Origin of the sequence: Winogradskya humida (assembly GCF_016862215.1) — a bacterium.
Lineage (GTDB): Bacteria > Actinomycetota > Actinomycetes > Mycobacteriales > Micromonosporaceae > Actinoplanes > Actinoplanes humidus.
Genome location: NZ_BOMN01000010.1, coordinates 50,902 through 75,313, shown reverse-complemented (window position 1 = coordinate 75,313; position 24,412 = coordinate 50,902). Strand labels below are relative to the sequence as shown.

The window sequence follows — 24,412 nt, the reverse complement described above, 5'->3', positions numbered from 1 at the left end:
GGATGCATGAATGATTCCTCGCACCCTTCTGCGAGCCGTCCCGCCGCGCTGGCTGTCCTGTGCGCAGCCGCACTCATGATCGTTCTGGACAGCACGATCGTGGCCGTTGCCGTCCCCGTCATCCAGTCCGACCTCGGCTTCTCGCCCACCGGAGTGGCCTGGATCGTCAATGGCTACCTGATCGGATTCGCCGGCCTGCTGCTGCTGGCCGGCCGGCTCGGCGACCTCATCGGCGCCCGTGCGGTCTTCCTCACCGGGCTGATCACGTTCACCGCGGCGAGCTTGCTCTGCGGCCTCGCCCCGACCGCCGGGCTGCTCGTGGCGGGTCGCTTCGTTCAGGGCCTCGGCGGCGCCCTCGCCTCGGCGGTCATCTTCGGCCTGATCGTCCGCCTCTACCCGGAGCCGGCCCCGCAGGCCCGGGCGATCGGTGTCTACAGCTTCACCCAGGCCTCCGGCGCGGCGATCGGCTTCGTCGCGGGCGGCCTGCTCACGGACGCCGTCGGCTGGCCCTGGATCTTCCTGGTCAACCTTCCGATCGGTCTCGCCGCCCTGCTCCTGGCCCTGCGGGTGATCCCCCGTGAGCAAGGCCTCGGCCTGCGGGCCGGCGCCGACATTCCTGGCGCCGCTCTGATCACGGTCGGCCTCTCCGCGGGCGTCTACTCCATCGTGGACGGCAACCTCGTGTTCGGCGTCCTCGCGGTCCTGCTGGTCCTCGGCTTCCTGCTGCGGCAGAGCCGGGCCACGCGCCCCCTCGTGCCCACCCGCATCCTGCGCAGCCCCCGCCTGCTGATCACCAGCGCTGCCATGATCCTGATCTTCGCCACGGGCATGGGCTTCCAATTCATCAACGCCCTGTTCCTGCAGCGCGTCCTCGGATACGACGCCATCGCCACCGGCCTGGCGTTCGTCCCCACCCCGATCGTCATCGGCCTGATGTCATTGTTCGTCGCTCCCCGCGTGACGGCCCGGTTCGGCACCCGCCCGGTCCTGCTCGCCGGCCTCGCCCTCCTGGCAGCCGGCCTGCTCCTGCTCACCCGGATGCCCACCGACGCCCACTACGCCCTCGAAGTCCTCCCCGCCCTGATCATCATGGGCCTGGGCATCGGCGTGGTGATCCCGGCGATCATCATGCTGGTGATGGATGGCGCAGCCCCCGAAGACACCGGCCTCATCTCTGGCCTGGCCAACACAGCCCAACAGGCCGGCGCCGCCCTCGGCCTGTCCGTCCTGGCCGTCGTAGCAGCCCACACCACCTCAGCCCACCTCGCCACAGGCACCGAAGCCCTGCAATCCCTGCGAGACGGCTACACCCGCGCCTACCTGGTCGCCGCGGCCTTCGTCCTCGCCGCCATGGTCCTCACCGCCCTCATCCCCGCCCGCACCTCCACTGCCCGGAACGAACCTCAGTTGTCCCAGAGCCCGACCGGCCCATGACGCTCCAGTCGCCGCATTCCGGACGCGTTTCGCCAGGGTCGCTTGCTGTTGTGGCTGGTCAGGCCGCGGTGGGATCGGTGACCACCGCTGGGCTCAGGAGCATGCGCCTGTTGCCAGATTCATGGGGGCGCAGGCACGATCGGTGCGTGGATGATCTTGCCGGGTTGGTGGAGTTGCTGGGGCTGCCGGCGTCGGATGCGGCGCGTTGGCGGTCGTCGGACTGGGGTGCCGTTGAGACGGTGATGGGGGCTGAGCTTCCGGGGGACTACAAGCGCTTTGTTGACGCGTACGGGCCGGGTGCCGTCGATGACCATCTGCTTGTCTGCGCCCCGGATGCGGCCATCGGCTGGACTGACCTGCTGGACCATAACGAGACGGCGCAGGAGACGTGCAGGATCTGGTTCGGTGGTGGTGACGACGACGTCTTCGGGGGACGGCCTTGGCCGCTGGGTGACTCGTCCCGGTGGGAGGGGGACGACGTTCCTGACTGGTTCCAGCCCGGCGACGACCTGATCTCCTGGGGCGGAACGCCCAACGGGGACTTCCTCTTCTGGCATGTCAAGCCCGGCGTTGCGCCCGCTGACCATCCCGTGGTGCTCCGCGAACGAGGGCCCTACTTTGAACGTTTTGAGAGCGGTGGATTCGCCGCAGTGCTCACGGGTCTGCTCACCGGCACCGTCCGTTCCAGATATCTGAGCCGAGGGTTGCAAGCCTCGCACTCGTACGCGCCAGCGGGCCGCGGAGATTGACGGCAACCGGGCACGGCGTGCCGATCTGCGGGCGATCATTGCCAGGTGATCGCACCGTTGCCCGTCGAGGCGGTAGTACGCGTCGCGCGGGAAAGAGTCATGCGGCAAGTCGCCGTCGCGGAGGACTTCCATGGTCTGGACGTCGTTTCTGACGGCAGTCACCTGGTCATCACGTTTCGCTGGAAAAGCAATCCCACTTCCTTCGGCGTACGTATCCCGCTGCCTGAGGATCCGCCGGAGAGCCCGTGGACCGGTCTGCCGATCGATTCGCTGGACGAGTTTGTTTCGGACCTGGTCGGTCTGCTCGGTGAGGAGCTGGGGACCGGGATCGTGTACCGGGCGGAGCGTGTCCCGCGTGACGGCTATGTCGAGTTGGTGCACCCGGTGCCGTGGCAGCCGGACAGGTCGGAGTTCTATCTCAAGCCGGTGGACCCCCGTGAGGTGCCGTGGTCCTGGGCGGAACTCAAAGGGCGGCTGAGGTCGCGGGCCGATGGGCTGCTCATCTCGTGGACCTGCGCGGTGACGAACGACGAGCACACCCGGTTTCTGGGTCAGGCACGCCTGTCGTGGGATGCGTCCCGGCCGTTGGTCGCGCGGCTTGGAGCAGTCGAGGTCGAGGACGGCGTACCCTCCGCTGTTCTCACTGCCTTGGCCCGCGGTGCGGTCCATGACGCGGCCGATGCAGGTGCGTCATTGGTCGTGACCACCCAGCGTCATTCGGCTCTTCTCGGCATCGGCTTCCGGCCGGTACCTGGGGGCGACGAGTGGGCGATCGCCGCAGTGGACGCCTGACCGAAAGCCTCGTGAGGGCCTGAAATCGCGATGGCGGGGGAACAGTCGGATGAGCCGGGGGAGGCGCCGGTCGAGGGCGTCGGCGATGCTGTCCTCCTCGCCAGTGGCGTGGTCGTGGACGTTGGCGGCTACGGTGGCGAGGTCTTCCCAGTGGGGCCAGTCGGCGTCCGGCCAGCCACGCGGTCCTTCGTGCCGGGTTCGTTTCGGCCTCGCCGGACCGTTCCAGGAACTGCCAGAAGTCTGCTTCATCCACGACTCGGACCTTAGGCAATCACATTCTGTTGCCCGCCCCAGCCTGGAGCGGGCGAGGTCCACGAAGGAGGGTGATCTGGGCGGGGTGCCAGTTCGTCAGGCGCTGGATCGCTGCCGCGGGGGCGTGGAGCCAGGCCGGCGGGTCTTTGGTGGGGACCAGGGTGTCGAGGTCGTAGGGGAAGGCGGGCGATGTCAGCGGGAAGTTGTCCAGTTCCGCTTCGTAGGAGATTTCCCAGTCGAGGTTCGGGGTCCGCGTCGCCGAAAGCGAAGTGCTGGTCGACGAGCAGGGTCCAGGTGGCGTTGGCCGATTCGGCCTGCCCACGTGATGACGCATGAGGGCTATGTCAACGTACTGTTGACGGGTGGGTGATCTGGAGGATCTCGCGGAGATCGGGCCGGCTCGGGCTCGGTTGGAGGAGCGGGAGCTGGAGCTGATCGACCGGGCCCGGCAGGGTGGGGCGACCTGGGGGCAGGTGGCGGGGGCGCTCGGGTTGGGGAGTCGGCAGGCCGCGGAGCAGCGGCGGCAGCGGCTGGTTGCCGCGGCTCGGGGGCGTCGGGACGATCATGACTTTAGGTACGCGCACAGCATCGTGGTTCTTCGTGCCGCCATCACTGAGCTGCACCGGAGCATCGCGGCGGATCGGCGTTGGGGTTCGAGGTTCGCGCGGGCGGAGCTGGTGCGGGTGACTGTGGAGACCGCGCTGGACGCGGCTCCGGGTGGGCTGTTCGCGCTTGCTGTTCAGGCTGTCGACGACCTGCGCGGGGTCAGGGTCCCGGGGTATGTGGGGATCGCCGTTCGCAAGGTGAGAGGGGCCTTGTCAACGGATGGTTGACGGGAGTGGTGTGCGTTGCGCGTACCCGAGGATGGTCTTCAGGATCTGAGTCATGGAGGCTCAAGGTCATAGGCGCAATGCCGTGTTGTTTGTGGCGATCTCCGTGCTGGCCGGGTTCGGGAGCAGCGCGATGTCGCTGGTGGCGGGGATCTGGATTCTGGATCTGACCGGGTCGCCGAGTCTGGCGGGGCTGGCGGGGCTCTGTGTCTACGCGCCGACGCTGGCCGGGCCGTGGCTGGGCGGGGTGGTTGATCGGGTGCCGCGGCGGTTGCTGCTCATCGGCACCAATCTTGTGCTCGCTGGGTCGCTTCTGATCTTGGTCGTCGTCGCCGATCCGGGACTTATCTATTTTGTCTCCTTTGTGTACGGGCTCAGCTATGTGCTGCTCGACGCGGGCGAGTCCGCCGTGCTGCCGTCCGCCCTGTCCCGCGATGAGCTGGGCGACGTCAACGGGTGGCGGGCCAGTGCGCAGGAGGGCATGAAGCTGATCTCTCCGGCCGCCGGCGCCGGACTGTACGCGTGGCACGGCGGCCCGTCCGTTGCCCTGCTCAGCGCCGTGTTGCCGCTGATCGGGGCCGTTCTCTACGGAATGCTGCGGCTGACCAGAACCGAGAAACCGGAAAAGTCCGGAAAATGGCCTGGCTTCGGAGTGGTTGCGGGCGTCGCGAGGACGACTGTCGGCGTGGCTGCGGTGGCGATCGGGATGTCGGCATTTGCCACAGCGCCGCAGTACGCCGTGGTGGTCGACGATCTCGTCCTGCCGAGCACGTTCCTCGGGGTGCTGCTCAGCGCCCAGGGTGCCGGCTCGATCGTCGCCGGCCTTGTCGCGGGGCGGATGATCGCGTGGCGTGGCGTGGTGTTCACCGCGGCGGCGGGGGCGGTGCTGTTCACGGCGAGCCTGCTGGTGAAGTGTCTGCCGTGGTGGCCGGCGCTGGTGGTGGGTGCGGTCGTCGGGGGGATCGGTCTGCCGTGGACGCTGATCGCGGCGGTGACGGCGGTGCAGACCCACACTCCGGATCACCTGCTCGGGCGGGTCTCCGCCACCGCCAACACGGTCATGTTCGGGCCGATCGCCGTGCTCAACCCGCTCGGCTCGGCCGCCGTCCACCTCGGCGCCCGCCCGGCCCTGGCCCTCGCCGCAACCTGCTGCCTGGCCGCCGCCGCGAGCGCTGCCAGAACACGGCGTCCAGTTCTCCAGCAATAGAGGCCCGCGGCCTGCCGCCAACGGCTGTGCAGAGCGCGCACACCTCAGACCCCACCAACGCCCGTCCCAGAGCGCGCCGGCCCAGAGCGCGCCGGCCCAGAGCCGCCAGCCCCTGACGCAGGGGAGGTGTCAGCTCAGGAAGGGGAACCCCAGGAGGTCGGCGGGGTTGGACGTGACGGCGGCGATGTAGTTGTCCGGGCGTACGAGGATGAGGGTGGGTTCTTGGATGTCGTAGGAGAGGTGGGCGTGACCGTCGGGGTCCTCCACCTGCACCACGTGCACGCCCGGCGGCATGGCGGGGGCCGGTGCGTCGAAGGCCAGCAGCGTCCAATGTGGCCCGCGGAGCAGATCGAAGATGTGCACGCCCTCGCCGAGGGGAGCGTCCGGCGCGCGGTCGCCGGCCTGCACAGCTCCCGGCGACGGGCGGTGGTCAATCGCCAGGGGGCCGCCACGGTAGTTCAGGGACAGCTGTCGCAGCGCGGGGTCGTCGCGGCGCATGGCTTGCTCGGCGGCCTCTTTGCCCTGCTTGTTGTGCAGCCTGGTGCTGATGCCGAGGACCGCGGCGGCGACGGGCAACCGTTCCGACTCGTACGTGTCGAGCAGGGCGTCGTTGCCGGTGGCGAGTTTCCAGCCGAGGTTGTAGGCGTCCTGGATGCCGGTGTTGAGGCCCTGGCCGCCGGCGGGGGAGTGCACGTGCGCGGCATCGCCGGCGAGGAAGACGTTGCCCACGCGGTAGTGGTCGACCATGCGCATGTTGGCGCGGAACTGCGACGTCCAGCCGACGTCGGTCAGCGTCACCTGCGGTGCCACTTCCGCGACGATCTTCTCGGGTGACTGCTCGGCCGGGGCGGTGAGTTGCCACAGGTCCGTGCCGGGCAAAGGGCACAGGCCGAGCAGTGGGGTACGCCCATCGGGCCCCGGCCACATGTGCCAGACGTCGCGGCTGAGACCGGTCAGACGTACGTCGGCGATCAGCATGGTCTGAGTCTCGAACGTCTCTCCCTCGAAGCCGACGCCGATCGCGCGCCGGATGGTGCTCCGGCCACCGTCCGCGCCGACGACGTACCGTGCGGTCACAGTCTCGCCCGTGCTCAGGGTGGCGGTGGTGCCGTCGAGCGCTGTGACGCCGACGCCGTACTCGATTTTTCCGCCAAGTTCCTCGAGGCGGGCGGCGAGCAGTTCGCCGGTGCGCCACTGCGGGACCATCCACGAGTTCGGATGCGGCACGTCCGGGGTCGGATCGCGTCGTTCGGCCATCGACCAGTCGAGTTCCTGGCCGTCGGGGCGGTGGATGCGCAGCATCGGGTAGTCGGCGCCGCCGGCCAGGAAGCGGTCGAGCACGCCGAGGTCGTCGAGCACCTCCAGGGTCCGCGGCTGGAGACCCTTGCCCCGCGAGCCCTGGAACGGCTCCGGCGCTGCCTCGACGATGCGGTGCGTCACCCCGCGGCGCTGCAGCTCGATGGCGAGCGTCAGGCCGGTCGGTCCGGCTCCTGCGATGAGTACGTCCATGGTGATCCCCTTCGGTTTCGGTGAATTAGTATTCACTGAATCTGGGTTCACCGTAGAGCGGACTGATAATCTGCGTCAAGGGTGGAGAAGCGGAAGAGGGCGGAAATGACGGCGGCAGGGGTGCGGCGGCAGCAGGCCGCGCAGACCGGGGCGGAGCTCAAGGCCGCAGCGGTACGGGTGTTCGCGCGGCTCGGCTACCTGAACACGAAGATCACCGACATCACCGCGGAGGCGGGCCGGGCAGCGGGCTCGTTCTACACGCACTTCGCCAACAAGGAAGCGCTGCTCGAGTCGCTGCTCAGCGACCTGCTCGCCCAGGGTGACGCGTCGACGCTCACCGAGGGGCACAGCCACGACTTCAGCGACCGGGACGCCGTGCGCTGGCACGTCGCGTCGTACTGGAACTTCTATCGTGATCACCGGGTCGTGATGGACGCGTTGCAGCAGGCCGCGATCGTCGACCCGGAGTTCGCCCGCCGCTCCCGTGAACTGTCCGAACCGGACCTGCACCACATGGCCGACCACCTGATCCGCGCCCGCGACGCCGGGTTCGTGCTGCCGGGTGATCCGCTCGTGCTGGCCGCCGCATATACAGCCCTGCTCTCCGGCTTCGCGTCGATGTGGCAGGGGGGCGTGGGGTCGGACCTGGGCCGCGCCCTCAGTGACGACGAGGCGATCGAGACGCTGACCTCATTCATCTACGCGGGCATCGGCGGCCCGCGTGCCTGAGGACGCGGCCGGCGGCCCGCATGCCTGAGGACGCGGCCGGCGGACCGCGTGCCTGACCCCATTTTCGTGGAGCCGCGACTGGCCGCCGTTTATGACGCGTTCGACGGCGAGCGCGGCGACCTGCCGCACTACCTCGCCATCGCCGACGAGTTCGGCGCGAAGAGCGTGCTCGATGTCGGGTGCGGGACGGGAAATCTGGCGGTGCTGCTGGCGGGCGGTGGGCGTACGGTGACGGGAATTGACCCGGCGGCGGCTTCCCTGGAGATCGCCAGGTCGAGGGCCGGTGGCGAGCGGGTCACGTGGATCCACGGCGACGCGGCGTCGGTGCCGGCGATCGGGGCGGACCTGGCGATCATGACCGGAAACGTCGCGCAGGTCTTTCTGACCGCCGCCGACTGGGCCGCGACCCTACGAGGTATCCGGGGCGCGCTACGTCCGGGCGGCCGCTTCGTCTTCGAGACCCGCCGCCCCGAACGCCGCGCCTGGGAGGAGTGGGTCGCCCGCACCGAGACCCGCGACGGCGTGGAGCGCCGCTTCGAGTTGCTCGACGTGACCCCGCCGTACGTGTCGTTCCGCTACACCTTCCGCTTCGCGTCCGACGGCGCCGTCCTCACCTCCGACTCGACCCTGCGGTTCCGCGACCGCGCCGAGATCGAGGCGAGCCTGACGGCCGACGGTTTCGATGTGCTGGACGTGCGGGAGGCCCCGGACCGGCCCGGCCGCGAATTCGTGTTCGTCGCTCAGGTCGCGTCGACCACCACGGACGCGCGCTCCCACGGGCGGCAGGCCGCGAAGTAGAGCCGCTGCCCCTCGACATATCGGGCCTGCGAGGGATGGTCCGGGTCCGGGTGCGAGCCGTCGCGCGCCGCCATCCGCGGCACGGTCACCTCGAACGGCGCGGAGAGGAAGACCGAAAAATCCCAGTAGCCCCGCAGCTCGTCGCGGTGCAGGAACAGGCCGTCCATCACCAGGATCGTGTCCGGTGCGGCCTGCTGCCAGGGCAGATCCAGAACCTGATCGGTACGCACATCGTGCACCGCCGGCCGGTAACGCCGGTCGCCGCCGGGGCCGAAGGGGTCGAGGACGTTAGTGATCAGCGCCGGGTAGTCGTACGAGTCGAGCCAGAAGCCTTCCGGGGAGTCCCTGCCCCGGCGGTGCCTGATCGCCCTCGGGTGGTGGAAGCCGTCGACGCTGATCTGCACGGCGGGGCGGCCGGCGGCGTTGAGGTCGGCGGCGAGCCGGGTGGCGTACGTCGTCTTGCCCACACCGTCGACGCCGTCCACGGCGATGCGCTGTGGACGGCGTACGGAGAGAAGGTCAGGCAGCATTTCGGCCCAGCGCGGCGATCAGCGGGAGCGCTGCGATCAGGGCGATCGCGATGATGATGACGGCAAAGCCGACCAGGGCGGCCGCGAGGCTGACCGAGAGGGTGGCTACGCCGATGCCGACCACCGGGACGGTCAGGCCGATGTAGCCGATCAGGAAGATACCCGCGAGCACCTCGCCGCGGTTCTCCGCCGGGGCGAGCGTCGCGGCCACCGCGAGCGCCGCCTTGAAGAGCGTGCCCGCACCCGCGCCGCTGATGATGCCGCCCAGCACGAAGAAGTAGATGCTGCCGACGCTTACCACGACCGTCGCCAGCGTGGCGATCCCGGCGACCAGCAGGACCGTGCCGAGGATGACCTGGGTGCGCACGCTCAGCGACCGCACGGCGATCTGGGACAACGCGGCCGCGGCGAACGTGAGGAAGACGACGAACCCGGCCGTGGCACGTGACGTGATGTGGAGCTGGCCGGAGACGAAGACCGGCGCGAGCGAGGTGAACAGGCCGAGCACCGAGAAGGCCGCGAACGCCGTACCGCCGGCCAGGAAGAAGCGGGCGCGGGCGTCCCGCGGGACCCTGACGCGCTGCGGCCGGTAGGCGGGGCGGACCTGCGGGCGGGTCGCGGTCTCGGGGATCAGCGCGATGCCGGCGAAAGCGAGGATCAACAGCACGAGGAAGACTTCGTACGGCGTGACGAGCGGCCCGCTCACCCACCGCGCGAGCACCCCGGAGATGAGCGCGCCGATCCCGAAGCCGCCGAGGTTTGCCGCGCCCGACACGATCTGGCCGCGTGCGGGGCTCGCTCCGGGCCGCGACTTGAGGTGCAGGTCGAGGATGTGCGCCGTCACGGTCGCCGTGAGCATGCCGATGCCGAGCCCCGAGATCACCCGCGCCACGATCAGGCCGGGCAGTTCCGGCCAGACGATGAACAGGATCGCGGACACGACCTCGAGGCCGATGGCGGGCAGCAGGATCCGGCGGCGGCCCAGCGAGTCGCCCAGGTGACCGGCGAGGAAGAGGCTGATCACGACGCCCACGGCGTACGCGGCGAAGGCGACCGTGACAGCGAACGTCGAGAAACCGTCCCGTCGCTGGTAGAGCGACCACAGCGGGGTCGGCACCGTGCTGTACGCCATGACCACCAGGAACGCGGCCGCGGCGATCCAGAACCCGGTGCCGTGACCGATCCCGCCTTTCGTCTCGACGGCCGGGCGGGGTGCGGCTTGCAGCGTTGTCATGTGCTCCAGTCTGCGAGCCTTGATCCATCGAGTCCAACGCTGATCTATGATGCGATTGATCGCGGGAGGAGATTAATATATGGATAACAGGCAACTGGAGGTCTTCGCCACGGTGGCCCGCGAGGGCAGCTTCACCCGTGCCGCCGCACACCTGCACCTCGTGCAGTCCGCGGTCTCCGCCACCGTCGCCGCCCTCGAATCCGACCTGGGTGAGCGCCTTTTCGACCGCACCACCCGCCGCGTCGTCCCGACCGCGGCCGGCCAGGCCCTCCTGCCGCACGCCACCCTGATCCTCGACGCCTTCCGGGCCGCCCGCGACGCCGTCGAGGCGGTCAGTGGTGGCCTCTCCGGCGCCATCCGCATCGGCTACATGACCAACGTCACGCTCTTCGACATCCCCGAACTGCTCGGCCGGTTCAGCCACGACCACCCCGACGTCACGATGCACCTCGCACCCGCCGCGACCGGCACGGCGGGCCTGGCCGAGCAACTCCGCCGCGGCGACATCGACCTGGCATTCCTCTCGGCCACCCCCGACGACTACCCGGGCCTGCAGATCGACGAGCTCGCCAGCTCGCCGCTCGGCCTCGCCGTGCCGGTGGGCCACCCGCTGGCGGGCCGCCGCCGCATCCTGCTCGCCGACACGGCGCCCCTGCGGTTTGTCGACTACCGCGAGGGCTTCGCGAGCCGCACCCTGCTCGACATCGAGTTCCGCCGCCGGGGCCTGCACCGCGATGTCCAGCTGGAAACCTCTGACACCAACGATTTCGCGGCGCTGGTGGCGAACGGCCTCGGCGTGGGCTTCCTGCCGCAATACCTCGCCGAGGCCGATGAGCGGCTGCATTGGATCACCCTCCAGGACGTCGACCTGAGCATGCGCGTCAGCGTCGGCACATCCCGCGACCGGCTGCTCAGCGCGGCGGCCTCCCGCCTCACCGCGCTGGCCCTCAGCGGGCGGCCATCTGCTTGATCTCGTCGAGCACCAGCTCCGGCCGGTCCAGCGGCACGTCATGCGAACTCCTCTCAGCGGTGACCGCTTTGCCGGGCTCAGCAAACGTCGCGGCCGCAGCACGCCACCGCTGCGCATCCTCCGGAGACCCGTCAAAAGGCGTCTTCTCCGACACGATGACGGTCTTCGGCACATCCGCAGGCCACGACATCTTGTGGTACGCCTTGTGCACCGGCCCGAAGTTCTCCGCCGTAGCGATCAGCTGCCTGTTCTCCCTGGTCGACGGCTGCTGCTTCAACGCCTCGATCTGCGGCCCGTTGACCGCCACGATCCGGTCGACCTCCGCATCGGTGAAGAACGGCGGCAGGTTCGCATCCACGAGCACCGCCCCGTCCACCCACCCCGGGTTCTCCCGCACGAAATACGTCGCCACCTCCCCGGCCTGCGAATGCGACACCAGAACAACGTCATCCGTCACCCCGAGCTGGGTCAGCCCCGCCTTGAGATCACCGGCCGCCCGAACCGGATCCCACGCCCCCGGCACCTCGTCACTGTCACCCATCCCGGCCCGGTCGTAGGTGATGACCTCGGACCCGGTCGCCTGCGAGATCTGCGGCACCAACCCCTTCCAATAGGAGGAGTCCTCGCCACCGCCGGCATCCAGCACGATCGCGGGCAACTTCCCCGGCGTCACATGAAACGCCAGCCGCCGCCCGTCCCGGCTGACCATGCGCACCGTCGGATCCCCCGGCGCACTGGACGTAACGGGCACGCTCGAAGCGGCAGGCGCGGGGAGAGCAGCCTCCGGGGTCTCGCTGCATGCGGCCAGGCCGCAGGCGAGGACCGCCGGCAACGCAAGAGTCAGGGGAGCCCAGCGGCGTTTCACGGTCATGGCATTTCCTTGGGGGAACGCGGCACCCGAGCGGTGCCGAACAACCACCAGTCTCGATCTCCGCACCCGCCCGATCGACCCTGCTGACCCCAGACTTCCGCCCCCGGCCAGCACCAAGATCGTCCGGGGGGTTATCCCCACCAAGGTTCGCGGCGTTGCCGTCACCCTCGTCGCCGGGGCGTACCGGCAAAGCAGGAAGCGGCGGCCCGGAAAGGTCTGGGCCGCCGCTTGCTGGAGAAACGATCAGTTGCCGCGGACGCTCTTGCGGTAGTCGGCGTTGAGGCGGCCGATCAGGGTGAGAGGGATGCCCTTGGGGCAGACCGTGGTGCACTCGCCCATGTTGGTGCAGCCGCCGAAGCCGGCGTCGTCCTGGGCCTCCAGCATGTCGATGACGCGGGTCGCGCGCTCGGGCTGGCCCTGCGGCATGAGGCCGAGGTGGGCGACCTTCGCCGCGGTGAACAGCATCGAGGAGCCGTTGGGGCAGGCCGCGACGCAGGCGCCGCAGCCGATGCAGGTGGCCGCTTCGAAGGCGAGGTCCGCGTCGGGCTTGGGGACCGGGGTGGAGTGCGCCTCGGGGGCCGTACCCGTCGGGGCCGTGATGTAGCCGCCGGCCTGGATGATGCGGTCGAAGGCACCGCGGTTGACCACGAGGTCCTTGATCACCGGGAACGGAGCCGCGCGCCACGGCTCGACATCGATCGTGTCGCCGTCGTTGAAGTGGCGCATGTGGAGCTGGCAGGTGGTGGTGGCCTTTTCCGGGCCGTGGGCCACGCCGTTGATCATCATGCCGCAGGCGCCGCAGATGCCTTCGCGGCAGTCGTGGTCGAACGCGACCGGTTCGTCGCCGCTGAGGATCAGGTTCTCGTTGAGGACGTCCAGCATCTCGAGGAAACTGGCGTCGGGCGAGATGTCCTTCACGTCATAGGTCACCATCTTGCCCTTGTCGGAAGGGCCGGCCTGGCGCCACACGCGTACCTGGATGTCCATTACTTGTAGCTCCGCGTGCTCGGGTGGACGTATTCGAATTCGAGCTGCTCCTTGTGCAGCGTCGGCGCCTGGCCGGTGCCGGTGAATTCCCACGCGCCCACGTAGCTGAACTCGTCGTCGTGGCGCAGCGCCTCGCCGTCGGGGGTCTGGCTCTCGGCCCGGAAATGGCCGCCCGCCGACTCGCCGCGGTGCAGCGCGTCGATGCACATGAGCTCGCCCAGCTCGAAGAAGTCGGCGACGCGGCCGGCCTTCTCCAGGTTCTGGTTGAGCTGCTCGCCGGTGCCCGGGACCTTCACCCGGGTCCAGAACTCCTCGCGCAGGCCGCGGATGAGCTCGATGGCCTTGGTCAGGCCCTCCTCCGTACGCTCCATGCCGCAGTACTCCCACATGATGTGGCCTAGTTCGCGGTGGAACGAGTCGACGGTACGGTCGCCGTTGATGCTGAGCAGCTTCTCGAGCCGCTCCTCGACCTGGCGGCGGGCCGCGACGACCTGCTCGTGGTCCGCCGGGATCGTGTCGTGAGAGCTGGACGCGAGATAGTTGGCGAGCGTGTACGGCAGCACGAAGTAGCCGTCCGCCAGCCCCTGCATCAGCGCCGAGGCACCGAGCCGGTTCGCGCCGTGGTCGGAGAAGTTGGCCTCACCGACGACGAACAGGCCGGGGATCGTCGACTGCAGGTCGTAGTCGACCCAGAGGCCGCCCATCGTGTAGTGCACGGCGGGATAGATGCGCATCGGGGTCTCGTACGGGTCATCGCCGGTGATCCGCTGGTACATCTCGAAGAGGTTGCCGTACTTGGCCTCGACGGCGGGCTGGCCGAGCCGCTCGATCGCGTCGGCGAAGTCGAGGTAGACGCCGAGCCCACCGGGCCCGACACCGCGACCCTCGTCGCAGACGTTCTTCGCCGCGCGCGACGCGATGTCCCGCGGGACCAGGTTGCCGAACGACGGGTAGATCCGCTCGAGGTAGTAGTCGCGCTCGTCCTCGGGGATGTCGCCCGGAGTGCGTTTGTCATTGCCGACCTTAGGAACCCAGACCCGCCCGTCGTTACGCAGCGACTCGCTCATCAGCGTGAGCTTGCTCTGGTGCGAACCGGACTCGGGGATGCACGTCGGGTGGATCTGCGTGTAGCAGGGGTTCGCGAACAACGCGCCCTTGCGGTGCGCCCGCCAGCTCGCCGTGACGTTGCAGCCCTTGGCGTTGGTGGACAGGAAGAACACGTTGCCGTAGCCACCCGAGGCGAGCACGACGGCGTCGGCCAGGTCGGTGGAGATCTCGCCGGTGACCAGGTCGCGTACGACGACGCCCCGCGCCTTGCCGTCCACGATGACCAGCTCGAGCATCTCGTGGCGGGTGAACATCTCGATGTTGCCGAGCCCGATCTGGCGTTCCATCGCCTGGTACGCGCCGAGCAGCAGCTGCTGACCCGTCTGCCCGCGGGCGTAGAACGTGCGCGACACCTGCGTGCCGCCGAACGAGCGGTTGTCGAGCAGGCCGCCGTACTCGCGGGCGAACGGGACGCCCTGCGCGACGCACTGGTCGATGATGTTCGCGCTGACCTCGGCCAGGCGGTAGACGTTCGACTCGCGGGCGCGGAAGTCGCCGCCCTTGACCGTGTCGTAGAACAGCCGGTAGGTGGAGTCGCCGTCGTTGCGGTAGTTCTTCGCGGCGTTGATGCCACCCTGCGCGGCGATCGAGTGCGCGCGGCGCGGGCTGTCCTGGTAGCAGTACGAGCGGACCTTGTAACCGGCCTCGGCGAGGGTCGCCGCCGCCGACCCGCCGGCCAGGCCGGTGCCGATCACGATGACGCTGATCTTGCGTCGGTTGGCCGGGTTGACCAGCTTGGCCGAGAACTTGCGGCGCTCCCAGCGGGTCTCGATGGGCCCGTCCGGCGCGGCCTCGTCGGCGATCGCGTCGCCTTCGTTCCAGAGGGTCATGTCAGTCCACCAATCCGATGAGCACGGCGAACGGCACCGACAGGTAGCCGACGACCAGGACGACGGAGAGCACCAGCGCCACGGCCCGGGCGATCTTCTCGCCGTGCGGGCGCTGCTGGCCCAGGGTGCGGGCGGCGCTCCACAGCCCGTGCCGCAGGTGGAAGCCCACGGCCACGATGGAGAGCGTGTAGAAGAGCGTCACGTACCAGCGGCTCGGCGCGAAGTCGGCGGCCACGTTCGCGTACACCTCGCCGGGCTTGCCGTTGGGGTTCAGCGTGCCGGTCGTGAGGTCGAGGATGTGGTAGATGATGAAGAGCAGGACGATCACGCCGCCCCAGCGCATCGTGCGCGCCGCATAGCTGCCCTGCACCTTCGGCCGGTGCGAGTACTTCACGGGCCGGGCCTTGCTGGCACGGCGGGCCAGGATGACGGCCGCGGTGATGTGCCCGATCACGGCGAAGGTCAGCACCGCCCGCTGGATCCACAGGTACCAGTCCTGGGGCAGGAGCGGGGTGCCGATCGTGCGCAGCCAGTGCGCGTAGTGATCGAACGTCTCGGCGCCGAAGAAGATCTTCAGGTTGCCGATCATGTGCACGTACAGGAATCCGACCAGCAGCAGGCCGGTGACCGCCATGAGGATCTTCAATGCGATCGAGGACCGCACCCCACGGGGTCGCCGCTTGCCCTGGACCTTCGGCACCGTTGTCGCCGGTCCGGCTTTCGCCTTCGGGGTTGTACTGGTATCTACCGCCACACCTTGGACGGTAGAAACGCTGGGGCGATTCGTCTAATGCATGATCGGGTAGGTAATCATAGACGTAGGCTATGGTGATGCAGCTTCAGCAGCTTCGGTACTTCTTGGCGGTAGAAGAAACCCGGCATTTCACCCAAGCGGCTGACATTCTGGGCGTCTCGCAGCCCACGCTGAGTAAGCAAATTCACAGCCTGGAAAGTACGCTCGGCGCGCCGCTCTTCGAACGGGTCCGGAATGCGGTGGCTTTGACGGCCGCGGGCGAAACGCTCCTGCCGCACGCCCGCAGGATGATCGCCGATGCCGACGCCGCCCAGGACGCGGTTAAGGAGATCATCGGCCTCCGCCGCGGCCGCGTGCGAGTCGGAGCCACCCCGAGCCTCTGCTCCTCGCTGGTCCCACCCGTCCTGCGCCGCTTCCGCGCCGAACACCCCGACGTCGAACTCCTCGTCAACGAGGGCAGCTCCCAGGACATGATCGCCCACCTGCTCGCCCGCGACCTCGACCTCGCCCTGATCGTCCACCCCGAGCAGGGCGTCGACCCGTCGCTGCACGCGGCGCCGGTCCTGCGCGAAAGCCTGGTGGTCGCTTCTGTCGCCGCCGGCCCCCCACCGACCACAAACGCTCAGGTCGAACTCAACGAACTGCGCGAAACGCCACTGGTGATGTTCCGCCCCGGTTATGACCTGCGCGACGTCACGCTCGAAGCCTGCCGCCGGGCCGGCTTCACCCCGCGGTTCGCCGTCGAGGGCGGCGAGATGGACGCGGTGCTGGCCTTCGTCGAGGCCGGCCTGGGCGTCGCGCTCGTGCCGAGCATGGTGCTGGTCAACCGTCCGCTTCTGCGCGCCACCCCCCTCGCCTCGCCAGGAATGCGCAGAACGGTCGCCCTCGCCCACCGCCGCCGCGCGATCCTGCCGCACGCTGCCTCGGCCCTGCGGACCACCATCCTCGAGCACATCGCCACGGGTGAACTACCGGTCGGCGTCCACCCGCTCTGAGGGGGATAATTCGGGCACACAAACGATCATGTCGTACGCGGTGAGCACGTCAACGTCTTGAAAGCTGTCCATGACGCGTACGCACGCCGGGCCGCTCATCTTTCCCCGCGCGGGCCTGAGGTCCACGAACTGCGCCACGTCTCCGCCGGCGAACGCGGCCTCGACGCTGTCCTCCCTCGGCTCGGGCAGCTCGACGTTCACGACCGCGACCCCGCCGGGCGCATCCGGATCCCGGCGCCGCGTCGGTGTCCATCCTTTGAGCGCGGTCACGGCGATGGACAGAAAACGCTCATCCCGCAGATGGTGACCCAGTGTCGGAACGCTCAGTCCGGGCAGCGGCATGGGCACCCGCTGAAGGTGACTGTTCGCCGCTCCGATGACCGTCTTCCCGTCCGTTTGTGTCAACGCCGTCTCGGCCATGCCCAGATCGCGCGCCGCATGATTGCCCCGCAACAGCTGATCGAGCAGAACCGCAAGCCGCAGCTCGTGCCGGGTCGTCGCATCCGCGCGCCGGATCTCCAGCCGGGTCAGCAGATCGGTGAGCAGGGCCGTCGCCCGGTCGCGCTCCCGCTGTTCCATTTTTCCGTACGCCGTGTACGCGAGCAGCCCGTGCTCGCTCGCATACCGTCGCGTCAGCCCGATCAGTTCGTCCATGACGGGCAGTTCGGCGTCCTCCAATTGCGCCCGGACATGTTCGAGCGCGGGCAGGTTCGAGGTAGCCGAACCACAAACGTCCAGTCCCAGGAACCGCAGATTGTTCGCCGCGCGCATCCACTCGAGCTGCGTGCGCATCTCGGGCAGCAACCCCATCCGATACGTGAAGCCCCGCTCAACCAGCTCGTCCAGCTCGCCGCCCCCGCCGCGCACCCACTCGTCAACAGCGAGGCCCTCACTGAACCCGGACTCCATCGCCACGACCTCGAACCCGCACTGCTCAACAAGCAGCCTCGTCAGCAGCTGCCGAACCGCGTAATACTCCCCGACCCAATGCGAGCTCTCCCCGACCGCCACGATGCGCGAATCCTCGAACAGCCCGCCGTGCACCCGGTCGAGTGGCACTGCAGTTGCAGCCACAAACGTACGGAAATCCTTGAGCATCCGAGCACTTTAGACCGCGCACCCCGCTCGAAGGCGTCACGAACCAAGACCGGCTGTCAGCACCGGGCCCCACCGGCAGGGGAGCCGGACAGGTCGGCCGCGGCGGTCGCACGATCAATCGGTCCTGCGGGCCGCCTGCATCAGCGGGACGATGGTGGTGAGCGTGTGCTGACGGTTCTCCGGGCTGGTCGCCGCGACGAGGTCCACCCGTGGGTCCCACGGGTGCTCGAGGATGCCGGCCACCGCCCGGGCCGTGTCGGTGTTCTCCAGCCGGTCGATCAGGTGCAGTGCCATGTCGATGCCGGCGGTGATGCCCGCGCTGGTCACCACCGGGCCGGCGTCCACCCAGCGCCGGTCGCGGACGACCTCGACCTCCGGGTGCTGCCCGGTCAGCTCGTCCAGGACGAGCCAGTGGGAGGTGGCAGCCCGGCCGTCGAGCAGCCCGGCCGCGGCGTAGACCATCGCGCCGTTGCAGACCGAGGTCATGACCGTGCCGTGCTCGGCGAGGGCCCGCATCCGGGCCAGATGAGGCTGGTCGGCGTAGAGCGTGTCGATGCCCGCGCCGCCGGGGTGCACGATGAGATCGGGCCGGGGCTCGTCGTCGATCCCGCCGTCCGGGGTGACCGTCAACCCCAGCGCGCAGCGTACGGGCGCGCCGTCGAGGCTGGCCGTACGCACGCTCACCGGACGGGTCGCCACCGTCTGCCAGATCCGGAGCGTCTCCCACGGGCCGGTGAAGTCCAGTTCCTCGACGCCGTCGAAAAGGAGCACGGTGATGCGGTAGGGCTGTTTGTCTGTCATGCCCTCATCCTTCGCGGTCCACCACGCCGCGACGAGTAGCAGGAATGCCCCTGATCGATAAGATTCCGCCATGACCGGTTCGTCTCGGCGGCGCCATCGCGTCGCGGTGCTCGCCCTCGACGGTGTGCAGCCGATGGAGGTCGGCATGCCGTTCCAGACCTTCGGCCTCCACGACCGCCGCTACGACGTCATCCTGTGCGGGCAGTCCGCCGGGCCGGTCGAGACCCTCTACGGCTGGTCGCTCACCGCGCCCTACGGCCTCAACGAGGTGGTCACGGCGGACACGGTGATCGTGCCGGCCTACGGGGGCTCGGAGCGGGAGACCCCACCGGATGCCACCCCGGACGTGCGGGACGCGCTCCGTGAGGCGCACTCCCGGGGCGCGCGGATCGCCACCATCTGCACGGGCGCGTTCGCCCTGGCCTCCACCGGCCTGCTCGACGGCAAGCGCGCGACCACCCACTGGCTGCTCACCGACGAGCTGGCCCGCCGGTATCCGCGCATCGAGGTGGACCCCGCCGCGCTGTACGTCGACACCGGCTCCCTGATCACCTCGGCCGGGGTGGCCAGCGGCATCGACCTCTGCCTGCACCTGCTACGCCGAGACTGCGGCGCGGCCACGGCTACGTCGATCGCCCGCGGAATCGTGGCCGCGCCACACCGAGAGGGCGGCCAGGCACAGTATGTGACCCACCCGCCCGCGCCACCGAACCGCACCGAGCTGAGCGCGACCCTGGAGTGGGCCCTGCCCCGCCTCGACAGCCCATTGACCGTCGCCGACCTGGCCGCGCACGCCGCGGTCTCCGAGCGCACGTTCGCCCGGACGTTCACCGCGCAACTCGGGGTCAGCCCGATCAAATGGCTCACCGCCGCCCGGATCAGCCGCGCCCGCGAACTGCTCGAGACGACCGACGCCAGCATCGACCACATAGGCCAGGCCTGCGGCCTGGGCACCCCGGCAAACTTCCGCCACCACTTCCGGCTCGCGACAGGAACCACCCCGACCGGCTACCGCCGCACCTTTTCGTCCCGTACCCCGGCCCGCATTTTCACGCCCGGACAATGAAGGGCGAACAGACGGGGCCGCCGCGATCGGCACTCCCGGTCGGCGCACCGTCTCGAGCCCGTTCTACCGGGCGGGACCGATGGCGTCGGCGACGATTTTCGCGGAGAGGGTGACCATGGGGAGGCCGCCGCCGGGGTGGGCTGAGCCGCCGACGAGGTACAGGCCGTCGACCGGGCCTCGGTTGGAGGGGCGGAGGAGACCTCCGGCCGTACCGTAAATGGTGCCGCCCGGGGCTGCAGTGGCCGCAGCCAGGTCGGCCGGGGTTCGGGTTTCGAGGAAACGCACCCGGTCGCGGACGTCGAGACCGCGGCTGGCCAGGACTTCCAGCAGATGATCGGCGTAGGCCGGGGCGAGCCCGGGCCGCAGCCAGTCGACCGCGCCTGCAGCCGTGCCGTGCCGGGCCGCGTTGACCAGCACGAACCAGGCTTCCGCACCCTCGGGATGGACCGCGGGGTCCGGGGCCCGGGTGATGAAGATGGTCGGCTGGGAGGCGGGGCGGGCGCGGCGGCCGTGGGCGGGGTCGCCGAAGACGGCGTTGAACTCGGCGTTGTAGTTGCGGGGGAAGAAGACCGTGTGATGGGCGAGCTGGGGGGTGTGGCCGTCGACGCCGAGGAGCATGACAAAACCTGCGAGGCTGCGGTCGGCGAGCCCCGCCAGGCGTCGGGGGGTGGGCAGCAGGTCCCGGTACAGCACGGCCGCATCCACATCGGACACCACGGCGTCGGCGGCGATGTGCGCGCCTGACGCCAGTGTCACACCGGTTGCGCGGCCCGCCGTTGTCGTCACCGTGCGGACCGGGGATGACAAGTGGACATCAATGCTCAGCTGCGCGCATCGTTCTTGCAGCGCTGTCGCCAGTACGCCCAGGCCGCCGGGCAGGTACCAGCCACCGAAAGCGAGCTCCGCATAGGGGACGGCGGCCAGCGCGGCCGGAGCACGGCGGGGATCGGCGCCCGTGTAGGTCGCGTACCGGTCGAGCAGCATGCGCAGCCGCCAGTCGCGCAGATAGCGACGGCCGAGTGCGCGCAACGAACGTCCGGGTGCGATAGCGAGCAGGTCGCCGACGCGCCACGACAGCCGGGCGAGCGAAGCGGGGGAGACCTCGCGTTGCAGGACCGAGCGCCAGGACGCTGCCCAGATGCGTTCGGCGCGTTCCCAGAAGCGTGCCCAGTCGCGGGCAGCTGCTGCGCCGAACGCGTCCGCGATCCGTTCCGCGAAGACGGCGGGGTCCGACGACGAGTCGAGCACCGAACCGTCCGGGAACACGTGCCGGACCACCGGATCGAGCGGCTCCAGCTCCAGTGTCAGGCCCAGGTCGGCGAAGACCTGCGGCAGCGTGAGCAGGCTCGGCCCGGTGTCGAAGCGGAAACCGTCACGCTCGTAACGCCCGAGCTTCCCACCGATCGTCGCGGCCTGTTCGTACACGTCGACCCTGTGCCCGGCCGCCGCCAGCCGCACCGCCGCCGCCAGCCCACCGACCCCGGCCCCGATGACCACGACTCTCATACCGCCCGCCCCACCAGATCGCGCCACGGATTGCGTTTCATACCGCTCGCCCTCGCCAGGTCAGGAGCCCGGCGCGGCGGCGCGCGAACGAACGCACCACCAGCCAGGCGAAAAGCACGATCGAAATCGGCTGCGCCAGCGGATCGGGCCAGGTCCGCCCGCCTGTCGCGGCGGCGGCGATCACCCTTCCCAGCACACCTGTCAGGTACGCCGTGAGCGCCCACAAAGCAACCCCGCCCCACCCGGCTGCCAGCAGTGGAACGACGGCGACTGCCGGGAACGCGTACAGAGCAAGCAACAGGGCCACGACGACACCCGCACCGATCGGCGAGCCGAACGACGCCCACAGTGACTTGCTGTAGCCGTCGGCCAACTCCCGCCACGAGGAGTACATATGACATTCGGCGAGCCGCGAACCGTCCGCGAGTGCGATCCGGCCGCCGGCACGTTTGACCATTCGCGCAAGCCCGATGTCCTCGAGCACGTCGTCGCGGACAGCCTCGTGTCCACCGGCCCGCTCGTATCCGGCGCGATCGACGACCAGCCATTGCCCGCCGGCCGCCGCAAGCGAGGGCCTCGGCGACCGTTCCATGATCCGCACGGGCAGGAACGTGAGCCACGACCATTGCAGCAACGGCTGCACGAGCCGCCCGGCCCCGACGATCCCCGGGTACGGCGACAGCAGCGTGACCTGCGCGGACCTCAGCAACGCGACGCCGCCGGCCACCGCGTCGGGCGCGAGCACGACGTCCGCGTCGACGAACACGAGCACATCGGCGTCCGATGCCGCGGCGGCCAGTTGCGCGCAGGCGTTCGGCTTACCCAGCCACCCGTCCGGCAGCTCGGTCCCGCTCAGCAGTGTCACTTTGTCGCCCGCCAGCGAACGCACCACCTGAGCGGTTCCGTCCGCCGACCCGTCGTCGAGAACAAAAATCGACAGCGAGGGGACACCCCGCTGATCCAGCAACGCCTGCAGGCAGGGCGCCACCCGGTCAGCCTCATCACGCAGCGGCAGCAGCACGGCAACGCGCTCCGTGACCGCCGCGCCCCGAACCGGCCGTCGCAGCAACAGCGCGTTGACAAGCGTGTGCCCCGTCAGCGCGACCCAGGGCAGCAGCGCGAGCCACCTCATCGACGCCGCCTGGGGGGAGAATCAGGCTGGTCCGTCGCGGAGTCGGGCCGGTCTGTCGAAGACACGGGCCGCGGGGTCGTGGAACGCGGCAGCCACGTCGGGAAAGCTGCTTGAGCAGACCGGACAGCGAGCGGCAGAACGATGGCGCCCATGAGCACGCCGCCCCAGAGTGCGGACCAGGGCAGCCCGAGGAAGACCGCGTGGGCGAGCACCGACGAAGCGTACGTCCAGAACCACAGCGCGAGCATCGGAGCGTCCCGCCCGTCGGCGGGCACAAAAGTTCCCACGGCGAACCGCAACGCCGTCATCAGCAGCAGCGCGAAGCCGAGCCAGCCCGCGTAGTTCCCGATCGGGATCCCCGGCACGCCCGGCAGCGCGGGGGTCGGGGAGTGCCACGTCCAGTAGCCCTCGGCGACCATCTGCGGGTCCAGGAACAGATCCCAGGCGGCGAGCCCCAGCGCCGCGAGGACGATCCGGGCCGGGGTGCCGCGGGCCAGGCGCAGGGCCGCGAGCCAGGCCGGCCAGGCCATCCAGGTCCAGGCCAGCGGGATGATGAGGGGTACGCCGAGAAGTTTGGGACCGAGCTGGCCCGAGTAGTCGTACGTGCCGAACGGGAACCCCGTCGCGACGCCGATCGCCTCGACCGCGAAGCCGCCGAGTGTGGCTGTCGCGATCAGCGCACCTGCAGCGCGTACACCCCGGGTGGTGAACGCATGCGCGACCGAAAGCACATAGCCCAGCACAACGGTCGCCACCGTGCAGCCGGCGCGCACATCGCCACTGGTCAGCGGGTAGCAGATCTGCAGCAGGACCAGCGCGCCGAGCAGGCCCCAGTCCCTGAGCGTTCTAGATACCGACAATGCCCGGCGCGCCCTCGGCCCGGGCGCGCTCGGTCAGCGGCAGGTCGCGCCCGAGGATCGCGAAGGCGCGCTCGTCGCCGGGGAAGTAGAAGTTGCGCAGGACGTCCTCGAAACCGAAGCGCCGGTAGAGCCGCCAGGCCCGGGACTTCTGCTCGTCGGCCTCGGGTGTCGACAGGAGCACGGTGGCGCCGTCGGCCATCGACAGCAGCGCGCGCAACTGGCGGGCGCCGATGCCGTGGCCCTGCGCGGTGGGGCGTACGTGCAGCTCGACGACCTCGAAACAGTCACCCAGCCAGCGTTGCCGGTCGGTGTCGGGCAGCGCCGAACGCACCTGGTCGTGCCACCACTGCCCGGCCCCGGAGGCGTAGCCGTAGCCGAAGCCGGCCAGCTGCCCCTCGGTGGTCAGCGTCGCGACGGCCCGGAAACCGGCCCGGCGGACGTGGGCACCGATGTATCCGCGACGGGTCTGCAGCAGCTCGGCGCGGTACCCCATCGCCTCGCCGTACACGCTCACCACGTCGTCCAGCCGCCGGAGCATGTCGTCCGGCTGCCAGGGGACGAGCCTCATTGCTCTCCTTCCCGCCAGCCCAGCACGGCTTTGTCGCCGCTGATGTCCCGCACCGCGAACCGCGCGAAGAGGTCCTCCGCGTACCACCGGGCGACCGGTGTCCGCGCGATCACAGCGCGATGCTCCGGCTGACGGTACGCGAACGCGGTCAGGTCCGCCGCGCTGCGCCACACACTCACGGTCCCTTGCCAGCCCACGGGCGCCTCCCCGATGCCGAACCGGCCCAGCAACCCGGGCGCCGCCGCCAACTCCCGGGCAACCGGTGGCACAGCCCGCCAGAAAGTGAGGGCCTTCGAGGGTCGCAACCGGGCCCGGGTCAGAGCCAGGACCATGCCGTCAGTACGCCCCGGGCGGTGAGCGCCGTCGCCGAAAGGCAACCGCCGTGACCACTTCCCCCGGCTCATGATCGGGGTCAGCGTCACCCGGGCCCGCCCGGCAGCCACCCTGTCCCACGCCGCCCCCGCGGCGCCGAGCTCCTGATCGCCGCTGTCCGTCTCCCACGCGACAATCGCGGCGAACCGGGTCAGATCGGCGTCACCGGGCCCGAACCCGGTGCCCGTCCCCGTGCCGAGCAGCTTGGCGAAGCTCACGCCGGGGAGCCTCCGCAGCCGCTGCGGGTCGATCGCCATCCGCAGGAATGCCTGCCCCACGGCCCGTCGGGGCACCCGCCACACGTGCAGGGTGACCAGCGGCGGAACAGAACTCATCCCTGCACGCTACCCGGTGCGGCGTCGCCGGCCCCCGCGACGGAATTTCCCCGGACTGAAACACATTCACGTTCCTCTATCTTGACAGCGCCACTT

General features: G+C 69.7%; 24 protein-coding genes. 10 read left to right on the top strand and 14 right to left on the bottom strand.

Annotation, left to right across the window (positions count from 1 at the left end):
- The first annotated feature begins 6 nt into the window (after positions 1 to 6).
- The 5 genes from Ahu01nite_RS02910 (at position 7) to Ahu01nite_RS02890 (ending at position 5,264) form a co-directional block, all read left to right on the top strand.
- A complete protein-coding gene (locus Ahu01nite_RS02910; RefSeq protein ID WP_203834779.1) occupies positions 7 to 1,434 on the top strand; it encodes an MFS transporter in 1,428 nt (475 codons plus the stop codon).
- 146 nt (positions 1,435 to 1,580) lie between these two features.
- The gene (locus Ahu01nite_RS02905; RefSeq protein ID WP_239158580.1) at positions 1,581 to 2,183 is read left to right on the top strand and encodes a hypothetical protein; all 603 of its coding nucleotides are present in this window, start codon (positions 1,581 to 1,583) and stop codon (positions 2,181 to 2,183) included.
- A gap of 45 nt (positions 2,184 to 2,228) precedes the next feature.
- A complete protein-coding gene (locus Ahu01nite_RS02900) occupies positions 2,229 to 2,975 on the top strand; it encodes a hypothetical protein (protein ID WP_203834778.1) in 747 nt (248 codons plus the stop codon).
- 614 nt (positions 2,976 to 3,589) lie between these two features.
- A complete protein-coding gene (locus Ahu01nite_RS02895) occupies positions 3,590 to 4,060 on the top strand; it encodes a hypothetical protein (RefSeq protein WP_203834777.1) in 471 nt (156 codons plus the stop codon).
- A gap of 91 nt (positions 4,061 to 4,151) precedes the next feature.
- On the top strand, positions 4,152 to 5,264 hold the full coding sequence (locus Ahu01nite_RS02890) for an MFS transporter (RefSeq protein WP_307794508.1): 1,113 nt from the start codon (positions 4,152 to 4,154) through the stop codon (positions 5,262 to 5,264).
- A gap of 129 nt (positions 5,265 to 5,393) precedes the next feature.
- Here the strand turns inward: Ahu01nite_RS02890 and Ahu01nite_RS02885 are convergent, their stop codons facing one another.
- Positions 5,394 to 6,773: an FAD-dependent monooxygenase gene (locus tag Ahu01nite_RS02885; RefSeq protein WP_203834775.1), complete on the bottom strand. Its 1,380-nt coding sequence runs from the start codon at positions 6,771 to 6,773 to the stop codon at positions 5,394 to 5,396.
- A 105-nt stretch (positions 6,774 to 6,878) separates the two neighbouring features.
- Between Ahu01nite_RS02885 and Ahu01nite_RS02880 the strand changes: the two genes are divergently transcribed.
- Together Ahu01nite_RS02880 and Ahu01nite_RS02875 are read left to right on the top strand one after the other, a co-directional pair.
- The gene (locus Ahu01nite_RS02880) at positions 6,879 to 7,502 is read left to right on the top strand and encodes a TetR/AcrR family transcriptional regulator (RefSeq protein ID WP_203834774.1); all 624 of its coding nucleotides are present in this window, start codon (positions 6,879 to 6,881) and stop codon (positions 7,500 to 7,502) included.
- Between the two features lie 48 nt (positions 7,503 to 7,550).
- A complete protein-coding gene (locus tag Ahu01nite_RS02875) occupies positions 7,551 to 8,300 on the top strand; it encodes a class I SAM-dependent methyltransferase (protein WP_203834773.1) in 750 nt (249 codons plus the stop codon).
- Here Ahu01nite_RS02875 and Ahu01nite_RS02870 read toward each other — a convergent pair.
- Entirely contained in the window at positions 8,243 to 8,830 is a 588-nt protein-coding gene (locus Ahu01nite_RS02870) for a nucleoside/nucleotide kinase family protein (RefSeq protein WP_203834772.1), read from the bottom strand. The two genes, Ahu01nite_RS02875 and Ahu01nite_RS02870, sit on opposite strands and share 58 nt — an antisense overlap.
- On the bottom strand, positions 8,820 to 10,064 hold the full coding sequence (locus Ahu01nite_RS02865) for an MFS transporter (RefSeq protein ID WP_203834771.1): 1,245 nt from the start codon (positions 10,062 to 10,064) through the stop codon (positions 8,820 to 8,822). Before Ahu01nite_RS02865 ends, Ahu01nite_RS02870 begins: the two co-directional genes overlap by 11 nt.
- Positions 10,065 to 10,143: 79 nt before the next feature.
- On the opposite strand from Ahu01nite_RS02865, the gene Ahu01nite_RS02860 reads away from it, so the two are divergent.
- Entirely contained in the window at positions 10,144 to 11,034 is an 891-nt protein-coding gene (locus Ahu01nite_RS02860) for a LysR family transcriptional regulator (RefSeq protein ID WP_203834770.1), read from the top strand.
- On the opposite strand, the gene Ahu01nite_RS02855 is transcribed toward Ahu01nite_RS02860, so the two are convergent.
- The 4 genes from Ahu01nite_RS02855 to Ahu01nite_RS02840 all read right to left on the bottom strand — a co-directional run bounded on the left by Ahu01nite_RS02855 (position 11,012) and on the right by Ahu01nite_RS02840 (position 15,493).
- A complete protein-coding gene (locus Ahu01nite_RS02855; RefSeq protein WP_203834769.1) occupies positions 11,012 to 11,905 on the bottom strand; it encodes an alpha/beta fold hydrolase in 894 nt (297 codons plus the stop codon). The genes Ahu01nite_RS02860 and Ahu01nite_RS02855 overlap by 23 nt on opposite strands.
- 243 nt (positions 11,906 to 12,148) lie before the next feature.
- Entirely contained in the window at positions 12,149 to 12,892 is a 744-nt protein-coding gene (locus tag Ahu01nite_RS02850) for a succinate dehydrogenase/fumarate reductase iron-sulfur subunit (protein ID WP_203834768.1), read from the bottom strand.
- The gene (locus Ahu01nite_RS02845; RefSeq protein ID WP_203834767.1) at positions 12,892 to 14,829 is read right to left on the bottom strand and encodes a fumarate reductase/succinate dehydrogenase flavoprotein subunit; all 1,938 of its coding nucleotides are present in this window, start codon (positions 14,827 to 14,829) and stop codon (positions 12,892 to 12,894) included. Before Ahu01nite_RS02845 ends, Ahu01nite_RS02850 begins: the two co-directional genes overlap by 1 nt.
- A gap of 1 nt (position 14,830) precedes the next feature.
- A complete protein-coding gene (locus Ahu01nite_RS02840) occupies positions 14,831 to 15,493 on the bottom strand; it encodes a succinate dehydrogenase cytochrome b subunit (protein ID WP_275411697.1) in 663 nt (220 codons plus the stop codon).
- A 161-nt stretch (positions 15,494 to 15,654) separates the two neighbouring features.
- Between Ahu01nite_RS02840 and Ahu01nite_RS02835 the strand changes: the two genes are divergently transcribed.
- Positions 15,655 to 16,578 carry a LysR family transcriptional regulator gene (locus tag Ahu01nite_RS02835; RefSeq protein WP_203834766.1) on the top strand — a complete coding sequence of 308 codons (924 nt, stop codon included), beginning with the start codon at positions 15,655 to 15,657 and terminating at the stop codon, positions 16,576 to 16,578.
- Here Ahu01nite_RS02835 and Ahu01nite_RS02830 read toward each other — a convergent pair.
- Entirely contained in the window at positions 16,552 to 17,676 is a 1,125-nt protein-coding gene (locus Ahu01nite_RS02830; RefSeq protein ID WP_203834765.1) for an erythromycin esterase family protein, read from the bottom strand. The genes Ahu01nite_RS02835 and Ahu01nite_RS02830 overlap by 27 nt on opposite strands.
- A 114-nt stretch (positions 17,677 to 17,790) precedes the next feature.
- Entirely contained in the window at positions 17,791 to 18,477 is a 687-nt protein-coding gene (locus Ahu01nite_RS02825) for a DJ-1/PfpI family protein (protein ID WP_203834764.1), read from the bottom strand.
- A gap of 70 nt (positions 18,478 to 18,547) precedes the next feature.
- On the opposite strand from Ahu01nite_RS02825, the gene Ahu01nite_RS02820 reads away from it, so the two are divergent.
- Complete coding sequence (locus tag Ahu01nite_RS02820) at positions 18,548 to 19,543, top strand: GlxA family transcriptional regulator (RefSeq protein ID WP_203834763.1); 996 nt, start codon at positions 18,548 to 18,550, stop codon at positions 19,541 to 19,543.
- A gap of 63 nt (positions 19,544 to 19,606) precedes the next feature.
- On the opposite strand, the gene Ahu01nite_RS02815 is transcribed toward Ahu01nite_RS02820, so the two are convergent.
- Genes Ahu01nite_RS02815 through Ahu01nite_RS02795 form a run of 5 tightly spaced genes read right to left on the bottom strand, consistent with a single transcriptional unit; the run spans position 19,607 to position 24,316 of the window.
- Positions 19,607 to 21,049: a phytoene desaturase family protein gene (locus Ahu01nite_RS02815; RefSeq protein ID WP_203834762.1), complete on the bottom strand. Its 1,443-nt coding sequence runs from the start codon at positions 21,047 to 21,049 to the stop codon at positions 19,607 to 19,609.
- Positions 21,050 to 21,086: 37 nt separating this feature from the next.
- Positions 21,087 to 22,181 carry a glycosyltransferase family 2 protein gene (locus tag Ahu01nite_RS02810; protein WP_203834761.1) on the bottom strand — a complete coding sequence of 365 codons (1,095 nt, stop codon included), beginning with the start codon at positions 22,179 to 22,181 and terminating at the stop codon, positions 21,087 to 21,089.
- Positions 22,178 to 23,041, bottom strand: coding sequence for a carotenoid biosynthesis protein (locus tag Ahu01nite_RS02805; protein WP_203834760.1), 864 nt, complete (start codon positions 23,039 to 23,041; stop codon positions 22,178 to 22,180). The genes Ahu01nite_RS02810 and Ahu01nite_RS02805 overlap by 4 nt, the downstream gene beginning before the upstream one ends.
- Entirely contained in the window at positions 23,028 to 23,609 is a 582-nt protein-coding gene (locus Ahu01nite_RS02800) for a GNAT family N-acetyltransferase (protein ID WP_203834759.1), read from the bottom strand. The genes Ahu01nite_RS02805 and Ahu01nite_RS02800 overlap by 14 nt, the downstream gene beginning before the upstream one ends.
- A complete protein-coding gene (locus Ahu01nite_RS02795; RefSeq protein ID WP_203834758.1) occupies positions 23,606 to 24,316 on the bottom strand; it encodes a monooxygenase in 711 nt (236 codons plus the stop codon). Before Ahu01nite_RS02795 ends, Ahu01nite_RS02800 begins: the two co-directional genes overlap by 4 nt.
- Between the last annotated feature and the right edge of the window lie 96 nt (positions 24,317 to 24,412).

Bases quoted from the DNA above. Each gene is read 5' to 3' on its own strand.
- Ahu01nite_RS02800 (WP_203834759.1), bottom strand. From the start codon at position 23,609: ATGAGGCTCGTCCCCTGGCAGCCGGACGACATGCTCCGGCGGCTGGAC.
- Ahu01nite_RS02795 (WP_203834758.1), bottom strand. From the start codon at position 24,316: ATGAGTTCTGTTCCGCCGCTGGTCACCCTGCACGTGTGGCGGGTGCCC.
- Ahu01nite_RS02910 (WP_203834779.1), top strand. From the start codon at position 7: ATGAATGATTCCTCGCACCCTTCTGCGAGCCGTCCCGCCGCGCTGGCT.
- Ahu01nite_RS02880 (WP_203834774.1), top strand. From the start codon at position 6,879: ATGACGGCGGCAGGGGTGCGGCGGCAGCAGGCCGCGCAGACCGGGGCG.
- Ahu01nite_RS02885 (WP_203834775.1), bottom strand. From the start codon at position 6,773: ATGGACGTACTCATCGCAGGAGCCGGACCGACCGGCCTGACGCTCGCC.
- Ahu01nite_RS02845 (WP_203834767.1), bottom strand. From the start codon at position 14,829: ATGACCCTCTGGAACGAAGGCGACGCGATCGCCGACGAGGCCGCGCCG.
- Ahu01nite_RS02855 (WP_203834769.1), bottom strand. From the start codon at position 11,905: ATGACCGTGAAACGCCGCTGGGCTCCCCTGACTCTTGCGTTGCCGGCG.
- Ahu01nite_RS02865 (WP_203834771.1), bottom strand. From the start codon at position 10,064: ATGACAACGCTGCAAGCCGCACCCCGCCCGGCCGTCGAGACGAAAGGC.
- Ahu01nite_RS02815 (WP_203834762.1), bottom strand. From the start codon at position 21,049: ATGAGAGTCGTGGTCATCGGGGCCGGGGTCGGTGGGCTGGCGGCGGCG.
- Ahu01nite_RS02820 (WP_203834763.1), top strand. From the start codon at position 18,548: ATGACCGGTTCGTCTCGGCGGCGCCATCGCGTCGCGGTGCTCGCCCTC.
- Ahu01nite_RS02830 (WP_203834765.1), bottom strand. From the start codon at position 17,676: ATGCTCAAGGATTTCCGTACGTTTGTGGCTGCAACTGCAGTGCCACTC.
- Ahu01nite_RS02835 (WP_203834766.1), top strand. From the start codon at position 15,655: ATGGTGATGCAGCTTCAGCAGCTTCGGTACTTCTTGGCGGTAGAAGAA.
- Ahu01nite_RS02870 (WP_203834772.1), bottom strand. From the start codon at position 8,830: ATGCTGCCTGACCTTCTCTCCGTACGCCGTCCACAGCGCATCGCCGTG.
- Ahu01nite_RS02860 (WP_203834770.1), top strand. From the start codon at position 10,144: ATGGATAACAGGCAACTGGAGGTCTTCGCCACGGTGGCCCGCGAGGGC.
- Ahu01nite_RS02850 (WP_203834768.1), bottom strand. From the start codon at position 12,892: ATGGACATCCAGGTACGCGTGTGGCGCCAGGCCGGCCCTTCCGACAAG.
- Ahu01nite_RS02810 (WP_203834761.1), bottom strand. From the start codon at position 22,181: ATGAGGTGGCTCGCGCTGCTGCCCTGGGTCGCGCTGACGGGGCACACG.
- Ahu01nite_RS02825 (WP_203834764.1), bottom strand. From the start codon at position 18,477: ATGACAGACAAACAGCCCTACCGCATCACCGTGCTCCTTTTCGACGGC.